Here is a 19,514-nt window from a genome sequence, read left to right as displayed (position 1 = left end):
GGACCTGGTGCGAAAGGGAGACGCTCCGCCACAGGCGTGAGCGATCCGGGAACGGAGTTCTGCGTGGACATCGTCGTCAAGGGCCGCAAGACCGAAGTACCTGAGCGGTTCCGCAAGCACGTGGCCGAGAAGCTGAACCTGGAGAAGATCCAGAAGCTCGACGGCAAGGTGATCAGCCTCGACGTCGAGGTGTCCAAGGAGCCCAACCCCCGACAGGCCGACCGCTGTGAGCGGGTGGAGATCACGCTCCACTCCCGCGGTCCGGTGATCCGGGCGGAGGCATCGGCCAGCGACCCGTACGCGGCCCTCGACATGGCCGCGGAGAAGCTGGACGCCCGGCTGCGCAAGCAGCACGACAAGCGAGTCGTGCGCCGGGGCGCACGACGCACCCCGGCTGCGGAAGTACCCGATGTCGTCCCCGGTGTGGCGACGCTCTACCCCGACGGTGAGCCCGTCCCGACCGCCGAGTCCGACGGAGTGCCCACCAGGAAGATCGGCTCGCTGGAGGTCAAGGGCGACGGCCCGCTGATCGTCCGGGAGAAGACCCACGTCGCTTCTCCGATGAGCCTCGACCAGGCCCTCTACGAGATGGAACTGGTCGGCCACGACTTCTACTTGTTCGTCGACTCCGAGACCAAGGAGCCGAGCGTCGTCTACCGGCGACACGCCTATGACTACGGCGTCATCCATCTGAACACGGATCCGATGGTGGCTCAGGCGCAGCCGCCCGCGGCGGGTGACACGCTGGGCGGCTGACCTGCCCGGCGGGAGCGGAGACGGTGCCCCTGGGACGCGCGTGCGCCCCCAGGGGCACCGGTGTGCGACCAGTTCGCCCCCCGTGCGTCACCGTTGGGGCGCCGGAGCATGAAATCATGGCCACACTGGCCCAACCGGTGGGCCTCTGCCTTGGGTTGGCGATGGCACGAGATCACGGGCCACGGCCTTCAGGGGGAGGAACGATGGCGGACACCTTCGGACCGATGCGCGACGCGGGCGCCGACGACGGCGTCATCGGCGCGGACCCGGATCTGGACGCGCCACGCGACGAGCCGATCCGGGTGCTGGTGGTGGACGACCACGCGCTCTTCCGCCGCGGCCTGGAGATCGTCCTCGCCGCCGAGGAGGACATCCAGGTCGTCGGTGAGGCGGGGGACGGCGCGGAGGCGGTGGACAAGGCGGCCGACCTGCTGCCCGACATCGTGCTGATGGACGTCCGGATGCCCAGACGGGGCGGGATCGAGGCATGCACCTCCATCAAGGAGGTAGCTCCCAGCGCGAAGATCATCATGCTGACGATAAGCGACGAGGAAGCCGACCTCTACGACGCCATCAAGGCCGGCGCGACCGGTTACCTCCTCAAGGAGATCTCCACGGACGAGGTGGCCACCGCGATCCGCGCCGTCGCGGACGGGCAGTCGCAGATCAGCCCCTCCATGGCGTCCAAGCTCCTCACCGAGTTCAAGTCGATGATCCAGCGCACCGACGAGCGGCGGCTCGTGCCCGCGCCCCGGCTGACCGACCGGGAGCTGGAGGTGCTCAAGCTCGTCGCCACGGGGATGAACAACAGGGACATCGCCAAGGAGTTGTTCATCTCCGAGAACACCGTGAAGAACCACGTCCGCAACATCCTGGAGAAGCTCCAGCTGCACTCCCGGATGGAAGCGGTCGTCTACGCGATGCGCGAGAAGATCCTCGAGATCCGCTAGCGGCGCCAGCCCTGGCGCCCGCCCCGCCTCTCACCCCTAGGAGAGGGCGCGGGCCAGTTCCAGCGTGAGCGGGGCGCGGAGTTCGGGGGCGTCCACGCGCTCCACCCGCACATCCGTGCAGCCCACCCAGGACGCCGCCTCCAGCAGGGCCTGCGCCACGCCCGGTACCGCCTTCGGGCCGTCCAGGGTGACCTGCCTGGCCACCAGCGTGCGGCCCTCGCGCGCGGGGTCCACCCGGCCGATCAGCCGCCCGCCGGACAGCACCGGCATGGCGAAGTAGCCGTAGATCCGCTTCGGTCTGGGGACGTACGCCTCCAGGCGGTGGGTGAAGCCGAAGATCCGCTCCGTGCGCGCCCGTTCCCAGATAAGCGAGTCGAACGGGGAGAGCAGCGTGGTGCGGTGCCGTCCGCGCGGGGGCGCCGCCAGCGCGGCCGGGTCCGCCCAGGCGGGCCTGCCCCAGCCCTCGACCTCGACCGGCACCAGACCCGACTCGGCGATCACCGCGTCGACCTGCTCGCCCTTGAGGCGGTGGTAGTCCGCGATGTCGGCGCGGGTGCCCACGCCCAGCGCCTCCCCGGCCAGCCGGACCAGCCGGCGCAGGCACTCGGTGTCGTCCAGGGAGTCGTGCAGCAGTTCGGCCGGGATCGCGCGCTCTGCGAGGTCGTACACCCGCTTCCAGCTCCGGCGCTCCACACAGACCACCTCGCCGTACATCAGCGCTCGCTCCACGGCGACCTTGGTGCCGGACCAGTCCCACCAGTCGCTGGTCCGCTTCGCGCCGCCCAACTCGGTCGCGGTGAGCGGCCCTTCGGTGCGCAGCTGCTTGATCACCTGGTCGTACACACCCTCGGGCAGCTGGTGGTTCCAGTGCGGGCGGTCGCGGTAGGCGCGGCGGCGGAACGCGAAGTGCGGCCACTCCTCGACGGGGAGGACGCACGCGGCGTGCGACCAGTACTCGAAGGCGTGCGGCGCGCCGGAGGACGGGGTGTGCCAGTAGGCCGACTCCACGGCCGGCCGGCCGACCGCGCCCAGGCGGGCGTACGGGATCAGCTCGTGGGACCGGGCCAGTACGGAGATGGTGTCGAGCTGGACCGCGCCGAGGGCCCGGAGCACCCCGCGCACACCCGAGCGGCGGTCGGGCGCGCCGAGGAAGCCCTGGGCCCGCAGGGCGAGTCGGCGGGCGTCGTCCGCGGTGAGGGTGATGGCGGGGCGCGGCAGGGTGGTCATGACGGGGACGATAGAGGGTGCCACTGACAGTCCCCGCCGGCCTGCGCTTTCGTCTCCGGCGGCCGGGCGGGCGCGGGCAGGTACGGCACCGACGAGCGCAGTCCCAGGTCCGAGGGGAGCAGCGAGCCCACCCAGGAGTCCCGCCGGATGCCCCTGCTGCCCACGCCCGCGCGCAGGACGCCTTCGACGGTGAAGCCGAGCCGTTCGGCCACCGCGCGGGAGGGGCGGTTGCCGACCTCGGCGCGCCACTCCAGGCGGTCCACCGAGCGGGCGGTGAAGGCCCAGCGGGCGACGGCGGAGGCGGCCTCGGTGACGTACCCCCGGCCGCGGTGTTCCCGGGCGGCCCAGTAGCCGAGTTCGCCGTGGCCCGGACCGCGCATCGTGAGGCTGAGCATGCCGGTCAGTTCCCCGGCGGGGAGGAAGGCGCCGAAGGTGTACATCGAGTCGTCCGCCCAGCCCTCGGGGGCCGTGCTGCCGACGAACGTCTCGGCGTGCTCGCGCAGGTAGGGGGAGGGGAAGGAGGAGATCCAGCGCTGGACGGCGGGGTCCTGAGCCGCCGTGAACACGGCCTCGGTGTCGTCCGGGCGGACGGTGCGCAGCAGGAGACGCGCGGTGGTCAGGGCGACGGGGTCCATCCGGCGAGTCTGCTCGGACCGGGCATCCGGGCCAAGTCGTTTCGCGCTGTGTGAGCGGTGTATCACCATTCGCCCAAATCATCGGCGCGGCGCGGCACCATCCCTGGTCCCCGGACGTTGTCCGAAGTGAAGGGACCACTGCGCCGCCGGGCCTCCCGGCGTGGCGGGGTCCTCGCATACGATGGCCGTTGCTCCATCAAGTCACATGCAAACCGACCGTCCCAGGCCCGACCGGCAAGGAGACCACCCCCCGTGTCCGTCCTCTCGAAGATCATGCGTGCAGGCGAAGGCAAGATCCTGCGCAAGCTGCACCGCATCGCGGACCAGGTCAACTCCATCGAAGAGGACTTCGCCGACCTCTCCGACGCCGAGCTGCGGGCTCTCACCGACGAGTACAAGCAGCGGTACGCGGACGGCGAGAGCCTGGACGACCTGCTCCCCGAGGCGTTCGCCACCGTCCGCGAGGCCGCCAAGCGCGTCCTCGGCCAGCGTCACTACGACGTGCAGATCATGGGCGGTGCGGCGCTCCACCTCGGTTACGTCGCCGAGATGAAGACCGGTGAGGGCAAGACCCTCGTCGGCACCCTGCCCGCGTATCTGAACGCCCTCTCCGGTGAAGGCGTCCACCTGATCACGGTCAACGACTACCTGGCCGAGCGCGACTCCGAGATGATGGGCCGCGTCCACCGGTTCCTCGGGCTGGAAGTCGGCTGCATCCTGGCCAACATGACGCCGGCCGAGCGCCGCGAGCAGTACGCGTGCGACATCACCTACGGCACGAACAACGAGTTCGGCTTCGACTACCTCCGCGACAACATGGCGTGGGCGCAGGACGAGCTGGTGCAGCGCGGCCACAACTTCGCCATCGTCGACGAGGTGGACTCCATCCTCGTCGACGAGGCCCGTACGCCGTTGATCATCTCCGGCCCGGCCGACCAGGCCACCAAGTGGTACGGCGACTTCTCCAAGCTGGTCACGCGCCTCAAGCGCGGCGAGGCGGGCAACCCCCTCAAGGGCATCGAGGAGACCGGCGACTACGAGGTCGACGAGAAGAAGCGCACCGTCGCCATCCACGAGAGCGGTGTCTCCAAGGTCGAGGACTGGCTCGGCATCGAGAACCTCTACGAGTCGGTGAACACCCCGCTGGTCGGCTACCTGAACAACGCCATCAAGGCCAAGGAGTTGTTCAAGAAGGACAAGGACTACGTCGTCCTCGACGGCGAGGTCATGATCGTCGACGAGCACACCGGCCGTATCCTCGCCGGCCGCCGCTACAACGAGGGCATGCACCAGGCGATCGAGGCGAAGGAAGGGGTGGACATCAAGGACGAGAACCAGACCCTCGCCACGATCACCCTCCAGAACTTCTTCCGCCTCTACAAGCGCCACGACCACGAGGGCAAGGACGTGCCCGGTCTCTCCGGCATGACCGGTACGGCGATGACCGAGGCCGCCGAGTTCCACCAGATCTACAAGCTCGGCGTCGTCCCGATCCCGACCAACCGGCCGATGGTCCGCAAGGACCAGTCGGACCTGATCTACCGCACCGAGGTGGCCAAGTTCGAGGCGGTCGTCGACGACATCGCCGAGAAGCACGAGAAGGGCCAGCCGATCCTGGTCGGCACCACCTCGGTGGAGAAGTCGGAGTACCTCTCCCAGCAGCTCAGCAAGCGCGGCATCCAGCACGAGGTGCTGAACGCCAAGCACCACGAGCGAGAGGCGTCGATCGTCGCGCAGGCGGGCCGCAAGGGCGCCGTGACGGTGGCCACCAACATGGCCGGCCGCGGTACGGACATCAAGCTCGGCGGCAACCCCGAGGACCTCGCCGAGGCGGAGCTGCGCCAGCACGGCCTCGACCCCGAGGAGCACATCGAGGAGTGGGCGGCCGCGCTGCCCGCCGCGCTGGGCCGGGCCGAGCAGGCGGTGAAGGCCGAGAAGGAGGAGGTCGAGCTCAGCGGCGGCCTCTACGTCCTCGGCACCGAGCGGCACGAGTCGCGCCGTATCGACAACCAGCTGCGCGGCCGTTCCGGCCGGCAGGGCGACCCCGGCGAGTCCCGGTTCTACCTCTCGCTCGGTGACGACCTGATGCGTCTGTTCAAGGCGCAGATGGTCGAGCGCGTGATGGCGATGGCCAACGTCCCCGACGACGTGCCGATCGAGAACAAGATGGTCACCCGCGCGATCGCGTCCGCGCAGTCGCAGGTGGAGACGCAGAACTTCGAGACGCGCAAGAACGTCCTGAAGTACGACGAGGTGCTCAACCGGCAGCGCGAGGTCATCTACGGCGAGCGCCGCCGCGTCCTGGAGGGCGAGGACCTGCAGGAGCAGGTGCAGCACTTCATGAACGACACGATCGACGCGTACATCGCCGCCGAGACCGCCGACGGCTTCCCCGAGGACTGGGACCTGGACCGCCTGTGGGGCGCCTTCCGGCAGCTCTACCCGGTGAAGGTCACCATCGAGGAGCTGGAGGACGCCGCGGGCGACCGGGCCGGTCTGACCGCCGAGTTCATCTCCGAGTCCATCAAGGAAGACATCTACGAGCAGTACGCGGCGCGTGAGACGCAACTCGGCTCCGAGATCATGCGTGAGCTGGAGCGCCGGGTCGTGCTGTCGGTGCTGGACCGCAAGTGGCGCGAGCACCTCTACGAGATGGACTACCTCCAGGAGGGCATCGGCCTGCGCGCGATGGCGCAGAAGGACCCGCTGGTGGAGTACCAGCGCGAGGGCTTCGACATGTTCACCGCCATGATGGAGGGCATCAAGGAGGAGTCCGTCGGCTATCTGTTCAACCTGGAGGTCCAGGTCGAGCAGCAGGTCGAGGAGGTCCCGGTGGAGGCCCGTGCGGTCGGCGAGGGCGTGCAGGACGCCGTGCCCGCGCAGGTGCCCGCCGGGGCGCGTCCGGAGATCCGGGCCAAGGGCCTGGACGTGCCGCAGCGCCGTGACCTGCACTTCACCGCGCCCACCGTGGACGGCGAGGGCGGCGTCATCGAGCGCGACCTGGAGGACGACGAGCCGGTGCGCTACGAGTCCGAGTCCGACGGCCTGACCCGCGCGGAGCGCCGCCGCCAGGCCAAGGGCGGACGGCGCCGCAAGAAGTAGCGCGCGGCTCGAACAGAGACTCGGGGTCGGGCCCTCCTTCGGGGGGCCCGGCCCCGAGTCGTGCCGCGACCGGTCCCGGGGGACTGCACGACACGACTCCCGCACGCTCCCGGCGCTCTCCAGATGCCCTCCAGGCGCCTTTCAGGTGCCTTCAGGGGGCCGTGGAGCGCCGGGGTGACGGAGTGGCCAGTTCCACCGCTGTGCAGCGCCAGCGGAGGTCCTCGGACTGTTCCAGGCGGAAGGCGAGGGCGCGCAGGTGGGTGCCGGCGGCGATGCGGGCGAAGACTTCGAGGGCGCCGGCGCGGGGGACGAACCAGCCGAGGTCGTGGACGGTGGGGCGGGTGGCGCCGCGGGCGCGGAGCGGGGCGCGTTCGGCGAGGCGTACCAGGTCGTCGTAGGCGGAGCCCGCGGTGTGGCGGAGCATCCAGTGGACGGGGCGCTGGCCGCTCAGCACGGCCAGCAGGCGGTCGGCGAAGAGGTCCGTGGGGCGCGCGGTGGCGGTGCGGCCGCGCGCCGGGGTGCCGGGACGGCGGGTGTCGTGGCGGGTCGGCGGGCGGTGGTGCGGCCGGGTCTGCGGCTTGCGGCTCATGACCTTGTTCATGGAAGTCCCCGTTCGGCCGGCCCGGCGGATACCGGGCGGTAACTCAAGTAGGTGGGGACCTTGTACGGGGACGGGGACCGGCCGGGCAAGGACGCTCGGCCGGTGTCGCGGACCGCGCGGAGTTCACTTATCCGGGTGACGGCAGGGGCCGCGAACCCCATGGCCGCGCGGTACGGGAGGGTGACGTACGGTGCGGCGGGTGGACGCCCCCGGGGGGTGGGGCGGGAACTCGAAAGGGGACGGCCGCACGTAGTCTGGATGACCTCCGGGAGTCCCCCTTGAGCAGGAAAGAGCGGCCCGCATGCGCGTCTACGTACCCCTGACCCTCCCCGGTCTCGCCGAGGCCCATGAGACGGGTGTGCTGGCGGCGGAACCGTTCGCCGCCTACGCCGTGACGCCCGCGCTGCGCGAGTGGTGCGGCACCGACGATCTCGAGGAGCTGGAGTACGCGGCGCTCGGCGAGGCCGCCCGCGCCTCGCTACGGCTGCTGGCCGGCGACTCCGGGGCGGCCCCGCGCCGGATCGTCGTCGCGGTCGACGTCCCGGACGGTGTCGTCACCCCGGACGCGGACGGCCCCGGCGAGGTGACCGTCGCCGCGTCGGCCCGGCTCGCGAAGGCCGCGGCGGTGCACGTCGACGCCGACGACGCCGAGGCGGACGTGACCGCCGCGGCCCGGGTGTTCGAGGCCGCCGACGGCGGGGACGAGGCGGCCGGCGTCACCGTGGACGGGGCCGAGGATCACGAACTGCTGTGGTTCGCCACCCAGGAGATCCCCGCCCTGCTCGCACCCCGCTGACCTGGACCGTTACCCCGCAGTCCCTCGCCCACGGGGATTGTCGGTGGGGGCGGGTACGGTTTTCGGCATGGGGAAGCAGACAAGCGCGCACATCGTCTGGGACTGGAACGGCACCCTGTTCCACGACAACGACGCGATCATCGGGGCGACCAACGCGGCCTTCGCCGAGCTGGGCCTGGAGCCGATCACGCTCGAGCGATACCGCGCGCTGTACTGCGTCCCGGTGCCGAGGTTCTACGAGCGCCTGATCGGCCGGCTGCCCAGCGACCTCGAATGGGAGGTCATGGACGGAGCCTTCCACCGGCACTACACCGAGCACCGCGCCCGCTGCGGGCTCACCGAGGGCGCGGCCGAGCTGCTGGCCGACTGGGGGACGGCCGGGCACAGCCAGTCCCTGCTGAGCATGTACGGGCACGAGGACCTGGTGCCGCTGGTGCGCGGCTTCGGCATCGAATCGCACTTCCTGCGCGTCGACGGGCGCACCGGCCCCTCGGGCGGCAGCAAGGCCGAGCACATGGTGCGCCACCTGAGGGCGCTGGAGACCCTGGTCGACCCGGAGCGGACCGTGGTCATCGGCGACGCGGCCGACGACGCGCTGGCCGCCCATCACGTCGGCGCGCGCGCCGTGCTCTACACGGGCGGCTCCCACGGCCCCGACAGCCTGCGCGGCACCGGCGCCCCCGTGGTCGACAGCCTGGCCGAGGCCGTCGCCGAGGCCCGCCGAATAGCGGCATAGCCGCGGATACGCCACCGAGTGCCCCACCGCCGCTGTGCAGAACGTCAAACTTCACCCCCCGGTTTTGTACACATACGGCTCATGACGGCGCCCCCGTCGGGGGCGATAGCCTTGTGGCGTGATCAGCGCGATAGCTCGCGGGGACGCGACTGTCCCCGCCCTGCGCCCGGACCGCACGGACGACCTCCGTGACCGGGCGGCGGTCGCTGGTCCTCTCGGGCGGGACGGGGGTGCCGCGGCCCCCCGTACACCGGGGACGGCCTCCGGCACGACGGTGTGGAGAGCAGCGTCGCTTCCGACAAGTCTGTCGACAATGGCCGAAACCCCTCCGCCCATCTCACCTCGCGGCATAGCGTCGGAACGGACCGGACACCTCGGGCCGTGGCGTCATCCCGGTGGGGAAGAAACCGTACTTCCTTCTACGTCACGCAACGGCGCGCGACAGGAGCCAGAGGACAATGCAGACCAAGCTGGACGAAGCCAAGGCCGAGCTGCTCGATCGGGCCGCCCGGGTAGCTGAGAACAGCCCGGTCGGGGGGCACCTACCGACCGGGACCACGAGCGAGGGCACCCCCGCCGCCCCGGACGGCGAGGCCGTGCTCGCGTTCCTCCAGCGCTACTACCTGCACACCGCCCCGGAGGACCTCGCCGACCGCGACCCGGTCGACGTCTTCGGAGCCGCGGCCTCCCACTACCGGCTCGCCGAGAACCGCCCCCAGGGCACGGCGAACGTGCGGGTGCACACCCCCTCCGTCGAGGAGAACGGGTGGACGTGCAGCCACACCGTGGTGGAGGTCGTCACCGACGACATGCCCTTCCTGGTCGACTCGGTGACCAACGAGCTGACCCGCCAGGGGCGCGGCATCCATGTCGTGATCCATCCGCAGGTCGTCGTCCGCCGGGACCTGACCGGCAAGCTGATCGAGGTCCTGCCCACCGGCCCGCACGGCGAGCTGCCGCACGACGCGCACGTCGAGTCCTGGATCCATGTCGAGACCGACCGCGAGACCGACCGCGCCGACCTCAAGCAGATCTCCGCCGACCTGCTGCGTGTCCTGTCCGACGCCCGCGAGGCCGTCGAGGACTGGGAGAAGATGCGCGAGGCGGCCACCCGGATCGCGGACGGCCTGCGGGACGAGCCCCAGCCCTCCGACCTGCCCGCCGCCGAGGTGGAGGAGGCCCGGGAGCTGCTGCGCTGGCTCTCCGCCGACCACTTCACCTTCCTCGGCTACCGCGAGTACGAGCTGCGCGGTGACGACTCTCTGAGCGCCAAGCCCGGCACCGGCCTCGGCATACTGCGCTCCGACCCGCACCACTCCGAGGACGACGAGCACCCCGTCAGCCCCTCCTTCGAGCGGCTCCCGGCCGACGCCCGAGCCAAGGCCCGCGAGCACAAGCTGCTGGTGCTGACCAAGGCCAACAGCCGGGCCACCGTGCACCGGCCGTCGTACCTGGACTACATCGGCGTCAAGAAGTTCGACGCGGACGGCAATGTCGTCGGTGAGCGCCGCTTCCTCGGGCTGTTCTCCTCCGCCGCGTACACCGAGTCGGTGCGCCGGGTCCCGGTGATCCGCCGCAAGGTCGCCGAGGTGCTGGAGCGCGCCGGATTCTCGCCCAGCAGCCACGACGGCCGCGACCTGCTCCAGATCCTGGAGACCTACCCGCGCGACGAGCTGTTCCAGACCCCGCCGGCCGAGCTGCAGGCCATCGCCACCAGCGTCCTCTACCTCCAGGAGCGCCGCCGGCTCCGGCTCTACCTGCGCCAGGACGAATACGGCCGCTACTACTCGGCTCTCGTCTACCTGCCGCGCGACCGGTACACCACCGGGGTCCGGCTGCGGATCATCGACATCCTCAAGGAGGAACTCGGCGGCATCAGCGTCGACTTCACCGCCTGGAACACCGAGTCGATCCTGTCCCGGCTGCACTTCGTCGTCCGCGTCCCGCCCGGCACCGAGCTGCCCCAGCTGTCCGACGCCGACAAGGAGCGCATCGAGGCGCGCCTGGTGGAGGCCACCCGCTCCTGGTCCGACGGCTTCGCCGAGGCGCTCAACGCCGAGTGCGGCGAGGAGCGCGCGGCCGAGCTGCTGCGCCGCTACAACAACGCCTTCACCGAGGGCTACAAGGCCGACCACTCCCCGCGCGCGGCCGTCGCCGACCTGGTCCACCTGGAGCGGCTGAGCAACGACAAGGGCAACGACTTCTCGCTCAGCCTGTACGAGCCGGTGGGCGCCGCCCCCGGTGAGCGCCGCTTCAAGATCTACCGCAAGGGCGACGCGGTCTCCCTCTCCGCCGTGCTGCCGGTCCTCAACCGGCTCGGCGTCGAGGTGGTGGACGAGCGCCCCTACGAGCTGCGCCGCCCCGACCGCAGCGCCGCCTGGATCTACGACTTCGGCCTGCGCCTGCCCCGGACGGCCGGCGGCGGCGACCACCTCGGCGAGGACGGCCGGGAGCGGTTCCAGGAGGCGTTCGCCGCGACCTGGACCGGCCAGGCGGAGAACGACGGCTTCAACGCCCTCGTGCTGAGCGCCGGTCTGACCTGGCGTCAGGCGACGGTGCTGCGCGCCTACGCCAAGTACCTGCGCCAGGCGGGCTCCACCTTCAGCCAGGACTACATGGAGGACACCCTCCGCAACAACGTCCACACCACCCGGCTGCTGGTCTCCCTGTTCGAGGCCCGGATGTCCCCGGACCGGCAGAAGGCCGGCCTGGAGATCACCGACGCCCTGCTGGAAGAGCTGGACGCCGCGCTGGACCAGGTGGCGAGCCTGGACGAGGACCGCATCCTGCGTTCCTTCCTGACCGTCATCAAGGCCACCCTGCGCACCAACTTCTTCCAGGAAGCCCGCGACGGCCGCCCGCACGCGTACGTGTCGATGAAGTTCGACCCGCAGGCCATCCCGGACCTGCCCGCGCCGCGCCCGGCGTACGAGATCTGGGTGTACTCGCCGCGGGTCGAGGGCGTGCACCTGCGCTTCGGCAAGGTCGCGCGCGGTGGCCTGCGCTGGTCGGACCGGCGTGAGGACTTCCGTACCGAGATCCTCGGCCTGGTCAAGGCGCAGATGGTGAAGAACACCGTCATCGTGCCGGTCGGCGCCAAGGGCGGCTTCGTCGCCAAGCAGTTGCCCGACCCGAGCGTGGACCGGGACGCGTGGCTCACCGAGGGCATCGAGAGCTACAAGACGTTCATCTCCGCCCTGCTCGACATCACCGACAACATGGTGGCCGGCGAGGTCGTCCCGCCGCAGGACGTGGTGCGGCACGACGGCGACGACACCTACCTGGTGGTCGCGGCCGACAAGGGCACCGCCACCTTCTCCGACATCGCCAACGGCGTCGCCGGGGAGTACGACTTCTGGCTCGGGGACGCCTTCGCCTCCGGCGGCAGCGCGGGCTACGACCACAAGGGCATGGGCATCACCGCGCGCGGTGCCTGGGAGTCGGTGAAGCGGCACTTCCGCGAGCTGGACCTGGACACCCGGTCCGAGGACTTCACGGTCGTCGGCATCGGCGACATGTCGGGTGACGTGTTCGGCAACGGCATGCTGCTCTCCGAGCACATCCGCCTGGTCGCCGCCTTCGACCACCGGCACATCTTCATCGACCCGGTCCCGGACGCGGCCACCGGCTACGCCGAGCGCCGCCGCCTGTTCGAGCTGCCCCGCTCCAGCTGGGCCGACTACGACACCTCGCTGCTGTCGGCGGGCGGCGGGATCTTCCCGCGCAGCGCCAAGTCGATCCCGCTGAACCACCACATCCGGGAGGCGCTGGGCATCGAGGAGAAGATCTCCAAGATGACCCCGGCCGACCTGATGAAGACGATCCTGAAGGCGCCGGTCGACCTGCTGTGGAACGGCGGCATCGGCACCTACGTCAAGTCCTCGGCGGAGACCGACGCCGACGTCGGTGACAAGGCCAACGACGCCATCCGGGTCGACGGCGCCGACCTGCGCGTCAAGGTCGTCGGCGAGGGCGGCAACCTGGGCCTGACCCAGCTCGGCCGGATCGAGTTCGCGCTCCAGGGCGGCCGGATCAACACCGACGCCATCGACAACAGCGCCGGTGTGGACACCTCCGACCACGAGGTGAACATCAAGATCCTGCTGAACAGCCTGGTCACCGACGGGGACATGACCGTCAAGCAGCGCAACAAGCTGCTCGCGGAGATGACCGACGAGGTCGGTGCGCTGGTCCTGCGCAACAACTACGCGCAGAACACCGCACTGGCCAACGCGCTCGCCCAGTCCAAGGACATGCTGCACGCCCAGGCCCGCTTCATCCGGCACCTGGTCCGCGAGGGCCACCTCGACCGGGCGCTGGAGTTCCTGCCCACCGACCGCCAGATCCGTGAGCGGCTGAACCAGGGCCAGGGCCTCACCAGCCCCGAGACGGCCGTCCTGCTGGCGTACACGAAGATCACGGTCGCCGAGGAGCTGCTGCACACCTCGCTGCCGGACGACCCCTACCTGTGCGGCCTGCTGCACGCCTACTTCCCGTCGGCGCTGCGCGAGCAGTTCGCCGGGGTCATCGACGGCCACCCGCTGCACCGTGAGATCACCACGACCGTGCTGGTCAACGACACGGTGAACACCGGCGGTACGACGTATCTGCACCGGCTGCGCGAGGAGACCGGCGCCTCGCTGGAGGAGATCGTCCGCGCCCAGACCGCGGCCCGCGCGATCTTCTCCTCCTCCCCGGTGTGGGACGCGGTGGAGGCGCTGGACAACCAGGTCGACGCGGCCGTGCAGACCCGTATCCGGCTGCACTCGCGCCGGCTGGTCGAGCGCGGCACCCGCTGGCTGCTGAACAACCGGCCGCAGCCGCTCCAGCTCGCCGAGACCGTGGAGTTCTTCGCGGAGCGGGTCGAGCAGGTCTGGCAGCAGATGCCGAAGCTGCTGCGCGGCGCGGACCTGGAGTGGTACCAGCACGTCTACGACGAGCTGACCGCCGCCGGCGTCCCGGCCGAACTCGCCACCCGCGTGGCCGGGTTCTCCTCCGCCTTCCCGGCGCTGGACATCGTCTCGGTGGCCGACCGCACGGGCAAGGAGCCGCTGGACGTGGCCGAGGTGTACTACGACCTCGGCGACCGGCTGCACATCACCCAGCTGATGGACCGCATCATCGAGCTGCCCCGCGCGGACCGCTGGCAGTCGATGGCCCGCGCCTCCATCCGCGAGGACCTGTACGCGGCTCACGCCGCCCTCACCGCGGACGTGCTCGCGGCGGGCAACGGCACCTCCACGCCGGAGCAGCGGTTCACGGCGTGGGAGGAGAAGAACGCGCCCATCCTGAGCCGGGCGCGCGCCACGCTGGAGGAGATCCGGGGCTCGGACGCGTTCGACCTCGCCAACCTGTCGGTGGCGATGCGCACGATGCGGACGCTGCTGCGCACGCACGCGTGACCTGAAGCGGCACCGCCCGGACAGAGGGCGCCCCGGCCGGGGAGATCCGGCCGGGGCGCCCTCTTCGCGCTCCGGACGACATGTCCGGTTCGGACGGTTAGGACGGTTCGGACGGTTAGGACGGTTCGGATAGGGTCTGGCCCGTGACCGCGAACCTCACGAGGGCGCGCGCGGGGCGCGCCCGTCCGTCGCCGGTGGCCCCGTCACTGGTGGCCGTCGTCCTCGCCGCGCTCGTCCCGCTGCTGATGCTGCTGGCCGTCGTCCGGCTGCCCTGGGCCGGTGACCTCGGGATACACGCGGCGACCGTGCAGCGGCTGCGGCACAGCCTGCTCGACCCCGGCAACCCGCTGGTCGACGCGGACACACCGAGTCCGTACTACTCGCCGTGGACAGTGGTGCTGGGAGCGCTGGCCCGGCTCACCGGGCTGCCGGTGTTCACGGTGCTGCGGATCGGCGCGCTGGCGGGGCTCGGGCTGCTGTTCAGCGGGGTCTGGCGGTACGTCCGCACGCTCAGCGCACACCGGGCGGCCCCCGCACCGGCCGTCCTGTGCCTGGTCCTCCTGTGGGGCCCCGACCTGCTCAACTGGAGCGGTTTCCTCGGCCTGAACTCCCTCGCGCTGACGGTGGCGTACCCCAGCGTGTTCGCGCTCGGGCTGTCCTTCCACTTCTGGGCGTGGCTCACCACCACCCTCCGCGCGCGAGCGGGCCGGTCCCGCTGGGTCGGCCTCGGCGCGCTCTGGGCGCTGATCCTGCTCTGCCACCAGTTCACCGGCGTGGTAGCCACCCTCGGCGCCCTCGCCACGGTCCTCGCCGCCCGCCCGGACCGCAACCTCCTCCCGAGGCTCGCCGCCGCGCTCGCCGTGGGTATCGTCCTGCTGTGGCTGTGGCCGTACTACGACTTCTTCGCGCTGTTCTCCGCCGGCACCGGGCTTGAGGCGATCCACCGCTCGCTCTACTCCGACCTGCCCGGCCGGTTCGGGCTGGCGCTGCTCGGGGTGGCCGCACTCGTACCGCGGTGGCGGCGCGACCACCGGGACCCGCTGGTGCTGTTCTTCGCGCTCGGCGCCCTGCTGTTCGCGGCCGGGGGCCTCACCGGGCACTACTCCTGGGGCCGGGCCGCGCCCGCCGCGCTGATCCCGGCCCAGCTCGCGGCCGCGCTGGAGACCGTGTCGGCCGGCCGGCGGGCGGTCCGGCTCGGCTGGGCCGGGGTGCTGGCGGCCGCCCTGGCCGTGGGCGCCTGGGGCCAGGCGGGGATGCTCGGCTATGTGGTCCCGCGCGACGCGCTGCCCGCCCCGCTCGCCGCCAAGTACCGCCCGCCGTGGGTCGGTTACCGCTGGATCACACCCTGGGTCGGCTACGGGGAGGTGGTGATGGCCCGTACGGTGCCGTCCCGGCAGATCCCGGCGTACGGCCCGTACACCGTGGCGCCCGGCTACCCGGACGTGTTCCTGCCGGACCAGGGCGGCCGGGACGCGGCGGTCGAGCGGTACTTCGCGCCGGACACCTCCTCCGGCGCCCGGCGGACCATGGCGCGCCGGTACGGGGTGCGCTGGGTGATCGGCCCGGCCGCCGACGCCGAGCCGTGGCTGCGCCCGGTGACGACCGGCCCGGCCGGCCAGGTGCTCTACGAGGTGCGCGGCTGAGCGCGGCTCACTTCAGCGCGCTGGTCACCAGCCGGAGCGCGTCGCGCAGCCGGGGCCGGTCCACCGCGCGTACCACCGGCCGCAGCATCCGTGCCGTGATCCCCACCGGCTGCCAGCGGACCTGGAGCCGGCCGGGGTTGCGGCCCTCGGGCTCGACCGTGATCCGGTGCGCGGTGGCGCCCGACTCCACTCGCGCGGTCAGGGCCGGGAAGAGCAGCGGGGCCAGCAGCAGCCCCGAGTGGGCGAGCCCCTGCTGCTGGAGCCGGAGCTGAGGATGCCGGACCCCCTCGAAGCCCTGGAGAGGAAGCCGGGCCCGGGTCAGGTCCAGCTGGACGCGGCCCTCGAAGACGCCGGGGCGCACCGGGTCCAGCCGGAACGGCACCGTGAGCCGGCGCCGGCCGGGGGAGAGCAGCAGCGCGGCCCGCTGCGGGCCCACCGGGAGCCGCAGTCCCGGGTCGTAGGTGCGCACCGTCAGGGTCAGCGCGGGGCCGGGGCCGGGGCGCAGGCCGGTGATCTCGTGCCGGAAGCAGGCGGTGGAGAAGGGGCGGGTCTCCAGCTCCAGGTCGGACAGATCCAGTTCGCGGCGCCCCCGCTCGGTGGCGGGCACCGAGCGGCCCCAGTAGGGCGTGCCGTCCGCGCCGGCGGTGACCTCGCGGGGCGCCACCGGGTGTCCCAGGCCGCGCGCGGCGAGCCGGACCCCGTCGGGGCGGCCCGTGCGCAGCAGCTCCAGCACCACCCGCTCCGGGCGGGGCAGCCGGGCGTAGGCGCCCTCGGCGAGCGTGTCCAGGTACGGGTTCATGATCTCGGCGAACTCCGCCAGCCAGGCGTCGTCCCGGTAGGGCAGGTCGCCCGCGTACATCCGGAAGTCGTGCTTGAGGAACTTGAAGTCCTTGTCCTCGCGCAGCCCCGCCTGACCGCTCTCCACCAGGAAGTCGTCGATCAGGCGCTGGACGTGCACCCGGTCGGCGACGTTGGAGATCTTGTGCCGCTGGTTGGAGATGGAGGCGCTGGACTCGGCCGCGTACGGCTCGATGTACCAGACGTAGACCGGGTCCGGGATGATCGTGAACGCCCGCGCGAGACCGTACGCCTGAGCCGAGAAGAGCTGGTCCTCGTAGTGGATGCCCTCGGGGAAGCGCAGCTGGTGGCGGTCGAGGAAGGAGCGGGCGTACATCTTGCTGGTCGAGAGGTGCTCGAACAGCAGCCGGGGGTCGGCGGCGATGCCCTCCAGGGTGCGGCGCTCGCGGACCAGGTGCGGCATCCAGGTGCTGCGGCGGCCGCTGTCCACCCGGACCCGGCGCACCGCGCCCATGGTGAAGTCCACCTCGCGTTCCCGGTGCGCGGCCAGCAGCAGTTCCACGGCGCGCGGCGGGAGTTCGTCGTCGCTGTCGAGGAACATCAGGTACGGGGCGCGGGCGATGTCGATGGCCCGGTTGCGCGGGGCACTGCACCCGCCGCTGTTCTCCGGCAGCCGCAGATAGCGGACCCGGCTGTCCTCGGCGGCCAGCCGCCGGGCCACCTCGGGGGTGTCGTCGGTGGAGTGGTCGTCGCTGATGACGATCTCGATGTTCTCGTGGGTCTGCGCGCGCAGGGAGGCCACCGCGCGGGGCAGCCGGGCGGCGTCGTTGTAGCCGATGACGGTGACCGTGACGTCGGGGGTCGTCATCCTGCGAGCTCCTCGGGCGTCGGGGCGGGGGTACGTTCCTCCAGCGGCAGCACGGGCGGCAGCGCCTCCTCGGGCTCACCGAGGAACACCCGCCGTACGACCCGTTCGGCGGCCCGGCCGTCGTCGAACTCGCAGAAGCGCCGCCGGAACGCCGACCGGGCCTTGGCCGCGGTCTCGTCCCGCCAGGCGCCCGAGGTGAGGATCTCGGTCAGCTCCTCCTGGGTGCGGGCGACCCGGCCGGGGGCCTCGGCCATCAGGTCGAAGTAGACGCCGCGCGTGGTGCGGTAGGTCTCCCAGTCGTCGGCGTGCACGACGATCGGGCGGTCCAGGTTGGCGTAGTCGAACATGATCGACGAGTAGTCCGTGACCAGCACGTCGGCGGCCAGGCAGAGTTCCTCGACCGGGTCGTAGGCGGAGACGTCGATGAGGCGCCCGGAGCGCCGCAGGCCGGTCAGCGGGGAGGCGGCGCCCCCGCCGTAGAAGTAGTGGGCGCGGACCAGCAGCACCGTGTCCTCGCCCAGCCGGTCGGCGAGGGTGGCGAGGTCGAGGCGCGGGGTGAACCCGGCCTCGTAGTCGCGGTGGGTCGGGGCGTAGAGGACGGCGGTGCGGCCCGGGGCGATGCCGAGGCGTTCGCGGGCGGCGCGGACGTCGGCGGCCGTGGCGGTGTAGAAGACGTCGTTGCGCGGATAGCCGTGGTCCAGCGAGGTGTAGCGGGCCGGGTAGGCGCGCTCCCACATCCGGGTGGTGTGGCTGTTGGCGCTGACGCTGTAGTCCCACTTGTCGATCCGGGACAGCAGCGCGGCGAAGTCCAGCCCCTGCGCGGCCGCCGGGTGCTCCCGCTGGTCCAGCCCCATGCGCTTGAGCGGGGTGCCGTGGTGGGTCTGGAGATGGACGGCGCCGGGGCGCTTGATCACCGCGTTGGGGAAGTTGACGTTGTTGACCAGGTACTTCGCGGTGGCCAGCGTCTCCCAGTAGCGGCGGGTGCCGGGGATCACGTGGTCGGTGCCGTGCGGCAGGAGGGCCGCGTTCTCCCTGGTCACCACCCACACCGGGCGGATGTGCGGGGCGAGTTCGGCGAGTTTGGCGGCGATGGCGGCCGGATTGCAGGCGACCCCCCGGTCCCAGTAGGCCGCGAACACGGCCAGGTCCGGGTCGAGGGGCCGGCTGAGCGCCCTGCGGTACTGCTGCTCGCGCAGCCGCACCCCGAGCCGGCGCTTGCGGGCGCGGACGGCCTTGCGGGCCGCGCGCCGGGTGCGGTTGGCGGTCTGGAGCGCCCGGTACCTGGTGTACGCGCCGTCCTCCAGCAGGGCGTGCCGTACGCCCTCCAGGCCCGCCGGGCGCTGGTGGCCCTCGGGGCGCCAGCGGACGGCGGCGGCGGAGGCACGGCGGAAGAACTCGCGGGCCACCGGCTCGGGCAGGTCCTCGCGGGCGAAGACCCGCACCAGGTCGCGGACCATCAGCCCGTACAGCACGGCACGCACCGGGCGGCGGCCCTCGGCGAGCGCGAGCAGCCGCTCGTAGCGGCCGATCAGGGCGTAGCGGTCCTCGGGGGTGCGCGGGGGCAGGCTCTCCGGGCGGAGTCTGCGGTCGTCGTAGGCCGTCTGGTCGAGGCAGGCCACGCGGCCGGCGCGCAGCAGGACGGCCTGGGCGGTGAAGTTCTCGTCGCCGCTCGCGAACTCCTCCGAGTGCGCCCGCCAGAACGCGGCGCGCACCGCGCGGGTGCCGAGCAGCGGGGTCAGGCGGAGCAGGTCGGGCGAGTCGTCCAGGGTGACGGCGGCACGGCCGGCCCCGGCGAGCAGGCTGCCGTCGCGGGAGGGGACGGCGGTGGTGCGCCAGGTGGTGGTGACGTGGTCCAGCAGGACGACATCCGCGCGCTCGTCCAGTTCGGCGGTGCGCTCGGCGAGCAGCCGGAGGGCTCCGGCGGGCAGGCCGTCCTTGGCGTGCACGAAGTGCAGCCAGCGGCCGGAGGCCCGCGCGGCCCCCGCCGAGCGGGCCTCCGC

General features: G+C 71.8%; 12 protein-coding genes. 7 read left to right on the top strand and 5 right to left on the bottom strand.

The features are described 5' to 3' along the window. Window positions 1–63 precede the first annotated feature (63 nt). Both hpf and ACFWN1_RS14305 read left to right on the top strand, forming a co-directional pair. Window positions 64–756 (top strand): ribosome hibernation-promoting factor, HPF/YfiA family, encoded by a 693-nt coding sequence (hpf, locus tag ACFWN1_RS14310; protein WP_384361222.1) that lies wholly within the window; start codon window positions 64–66, stop codon window positions 754–756. Between the two features lie 203 nt (window positions 757–959). After that, complete coding sequence (locus ACFWN1_RS14305) at window positions 960–1,706, top strand: response regulator (protein WP_384361193.1); 747 nt, start codon at window positions 960–962, stop codon at window positions 1,704–1,706. Between the two features lie 36 nt (window positions 1,707–1,742). On the opposite strand, the gene ACFWN1_RS14300 is transcribed toward ACFWN1_RS14305, so the two are convergent. Both ACFWN1_RS14300 and ACFWN1_RS14295 read right to left on the bottom strand, forming a co-directional pair. Then, on the bottom strand, window positions 1,743–2,933 hold the full coding sequence (locus tag ACFWN1_RS14300; protein WP_384361190.1) for a winged helix-turn-helix domain-containing protein: 1,191 nt from the start codon (window positions 2,931–2,933) through the stop codon (window positions 1,743–1,745). Next, window positions 2,930–3,568 (bottom strand): GNAT family N-acetyltransferase, encoded by a 639-nt coding sequence (locus ACFWN1_RS14295; protein WP_384361187.1) that lies wholly within the window; start codon window positions 3,566–3,568, stop codon window positions 2,930–2,932. The genes ACFWN1_RS14300 and ACFWN1_RS14295 overlap by 4 nt, the downstream gene beginning before the upstream one ends. A 252-nt stretch (window positions 3,569–3,820) precedes the next feature. On the opposite strand from ACFWN1_RS14295, the gene secA reads away from it, so the two are divergent. Beyond that, complete coding sequence (gene secA, locus ACFWN1_RS14290) at window positions 3,821–6,670, top strand: preprotein translocase subunit SecA (RefSeq protein ID WP_384361184.1); 2,850 nt, start codon at window positions 3,821–3,823, stop codon at window positions 6,668–6,670. A 151-nt stretch (window positions 6,671–6,821) separates the two neighbouring features. On the opposite strand, the gene ACFWN1_RS14285 is transcribed toward secA, so the two are convergent. Continuing rightward, complete coding sequence (locus ACFWN1_RS14285; RefSeq protein WP_384361181.1) at window positions 6,822–7,271, bottom strand: Rv3235 family protein; 450 nt, start codon at window positions 7,269–7,271, stop codon at window positions 6,822–6,824. A 301-nt stretch (window positions 7,272–7,572) separates the two neighbouring features. Here ACFWN1_RS14285 and ACFWN1_RS14280 point away from each other — a divergent pair, with 301 nt between their 5' ends. The 4 genes from ACFWN1_RS14280 (at window position 7,573) to ACFWN1_RS14265 (ending at window position 15,848) form a co-directional block, all read left to right on the top strand. Then, window positions 7,573–8,067 (top strand): DUF6912 family protein, encoded by a 495-nt coding sequence (locus ACFWN1_RS14280; protein WP_384361178.1) that lies wholly within the window; start codon window positions 7,573–7,575, stop codon window positions 8,065–8,067. A gap of 67 nt (window positions 8,068–8,134) precedes the next feature. Further along, window positions 8,135–8,803 (top strand): HAD family hydrolase, encoded by a 669-nt coding sequence (locus tag ACFWN1_RS14275; protein ID WP_384361175.1) that lies wholly within the window; start codon window positions 8,135–8,137, stop codon window positions 8,801–8,803. A gap of 458 nt (window positions 8,804–9,261) precedes the next feature. After that, on the top strand, window positions 9,262–14,205 hold the full coding sequence (locus tag ACFWN1_RS14270; RefSeq protein ID WP_384361172.1) for an NAD-glutamate dehydrogenase: 4,944 nt from the start codon (window positions 9,262–9,264) through the stop codon (window positions 14,203–14,205). Window positions 14,206–14,450: 245 nt separating this feature from the next. Beyond that, the gene (locus ACFWN1_RS14265; RefSeq protein ID WP_384361219.1) at window positions 14,451–15,848 is read left to right on the top strand and encodes a hypothetical protein; all 1,398 of its coding nucleotides are present in this window, start codon (window positions 14,451–14,453) and stop codon (window positions 15,846–15,848) included. Between the two features lie 7 nt (window positions 15,849–15,855). On the opposite strand, the gene ACFWN1_RS14260 is transcribed toward ACFWN1_RS14265, so the two are convergent. Both ACFWN1_RS14260 and ACFWN1_RS14255 read right to left on the bottom strand, forming a co-directional pair. Continuing rightward, window positions 15,856–17,514 carry a glycosyltransferase family 2 protein gene (locus tag ACFWN1_RS14260; protein ID WP_384361170.1) on the bottom strand — a complete coding sequence of 553 codons (1,659 nt, stop codon included), beginning with the start codon at window positions 17,512–17,514 and terminating at the stop codon, window positions 15,856–15,858. After that, window positions 17,511–19,514 (bottom strand): CDP-glycerol glycerophosphotransferase family protein (locus tag ACFWN1_RS14255; RefSeq protein WP_384361167.1); only part of this gene is annotated, 2,004 nt, incomplete at its 5' end. The genes ACFWN1_RS14255 and ACFWN1_RS14260, both read right to left, overlap by 4 nt.

The sequence above is a fragment of the Streptomyces sp. NPDC058459 genome (assembly GCF_042721685.1).
Taxonomy (GTDB): domain Bacteria; phylum Actinomycetota; class Actinomycetes; order Streptomycetales; family Streptomycetaceae; genus Streptomyces.
Note: the sequence above shows the minus strand (reverse complement) of the source record. Positions and strands in the feature narration are given on the sequence as shown.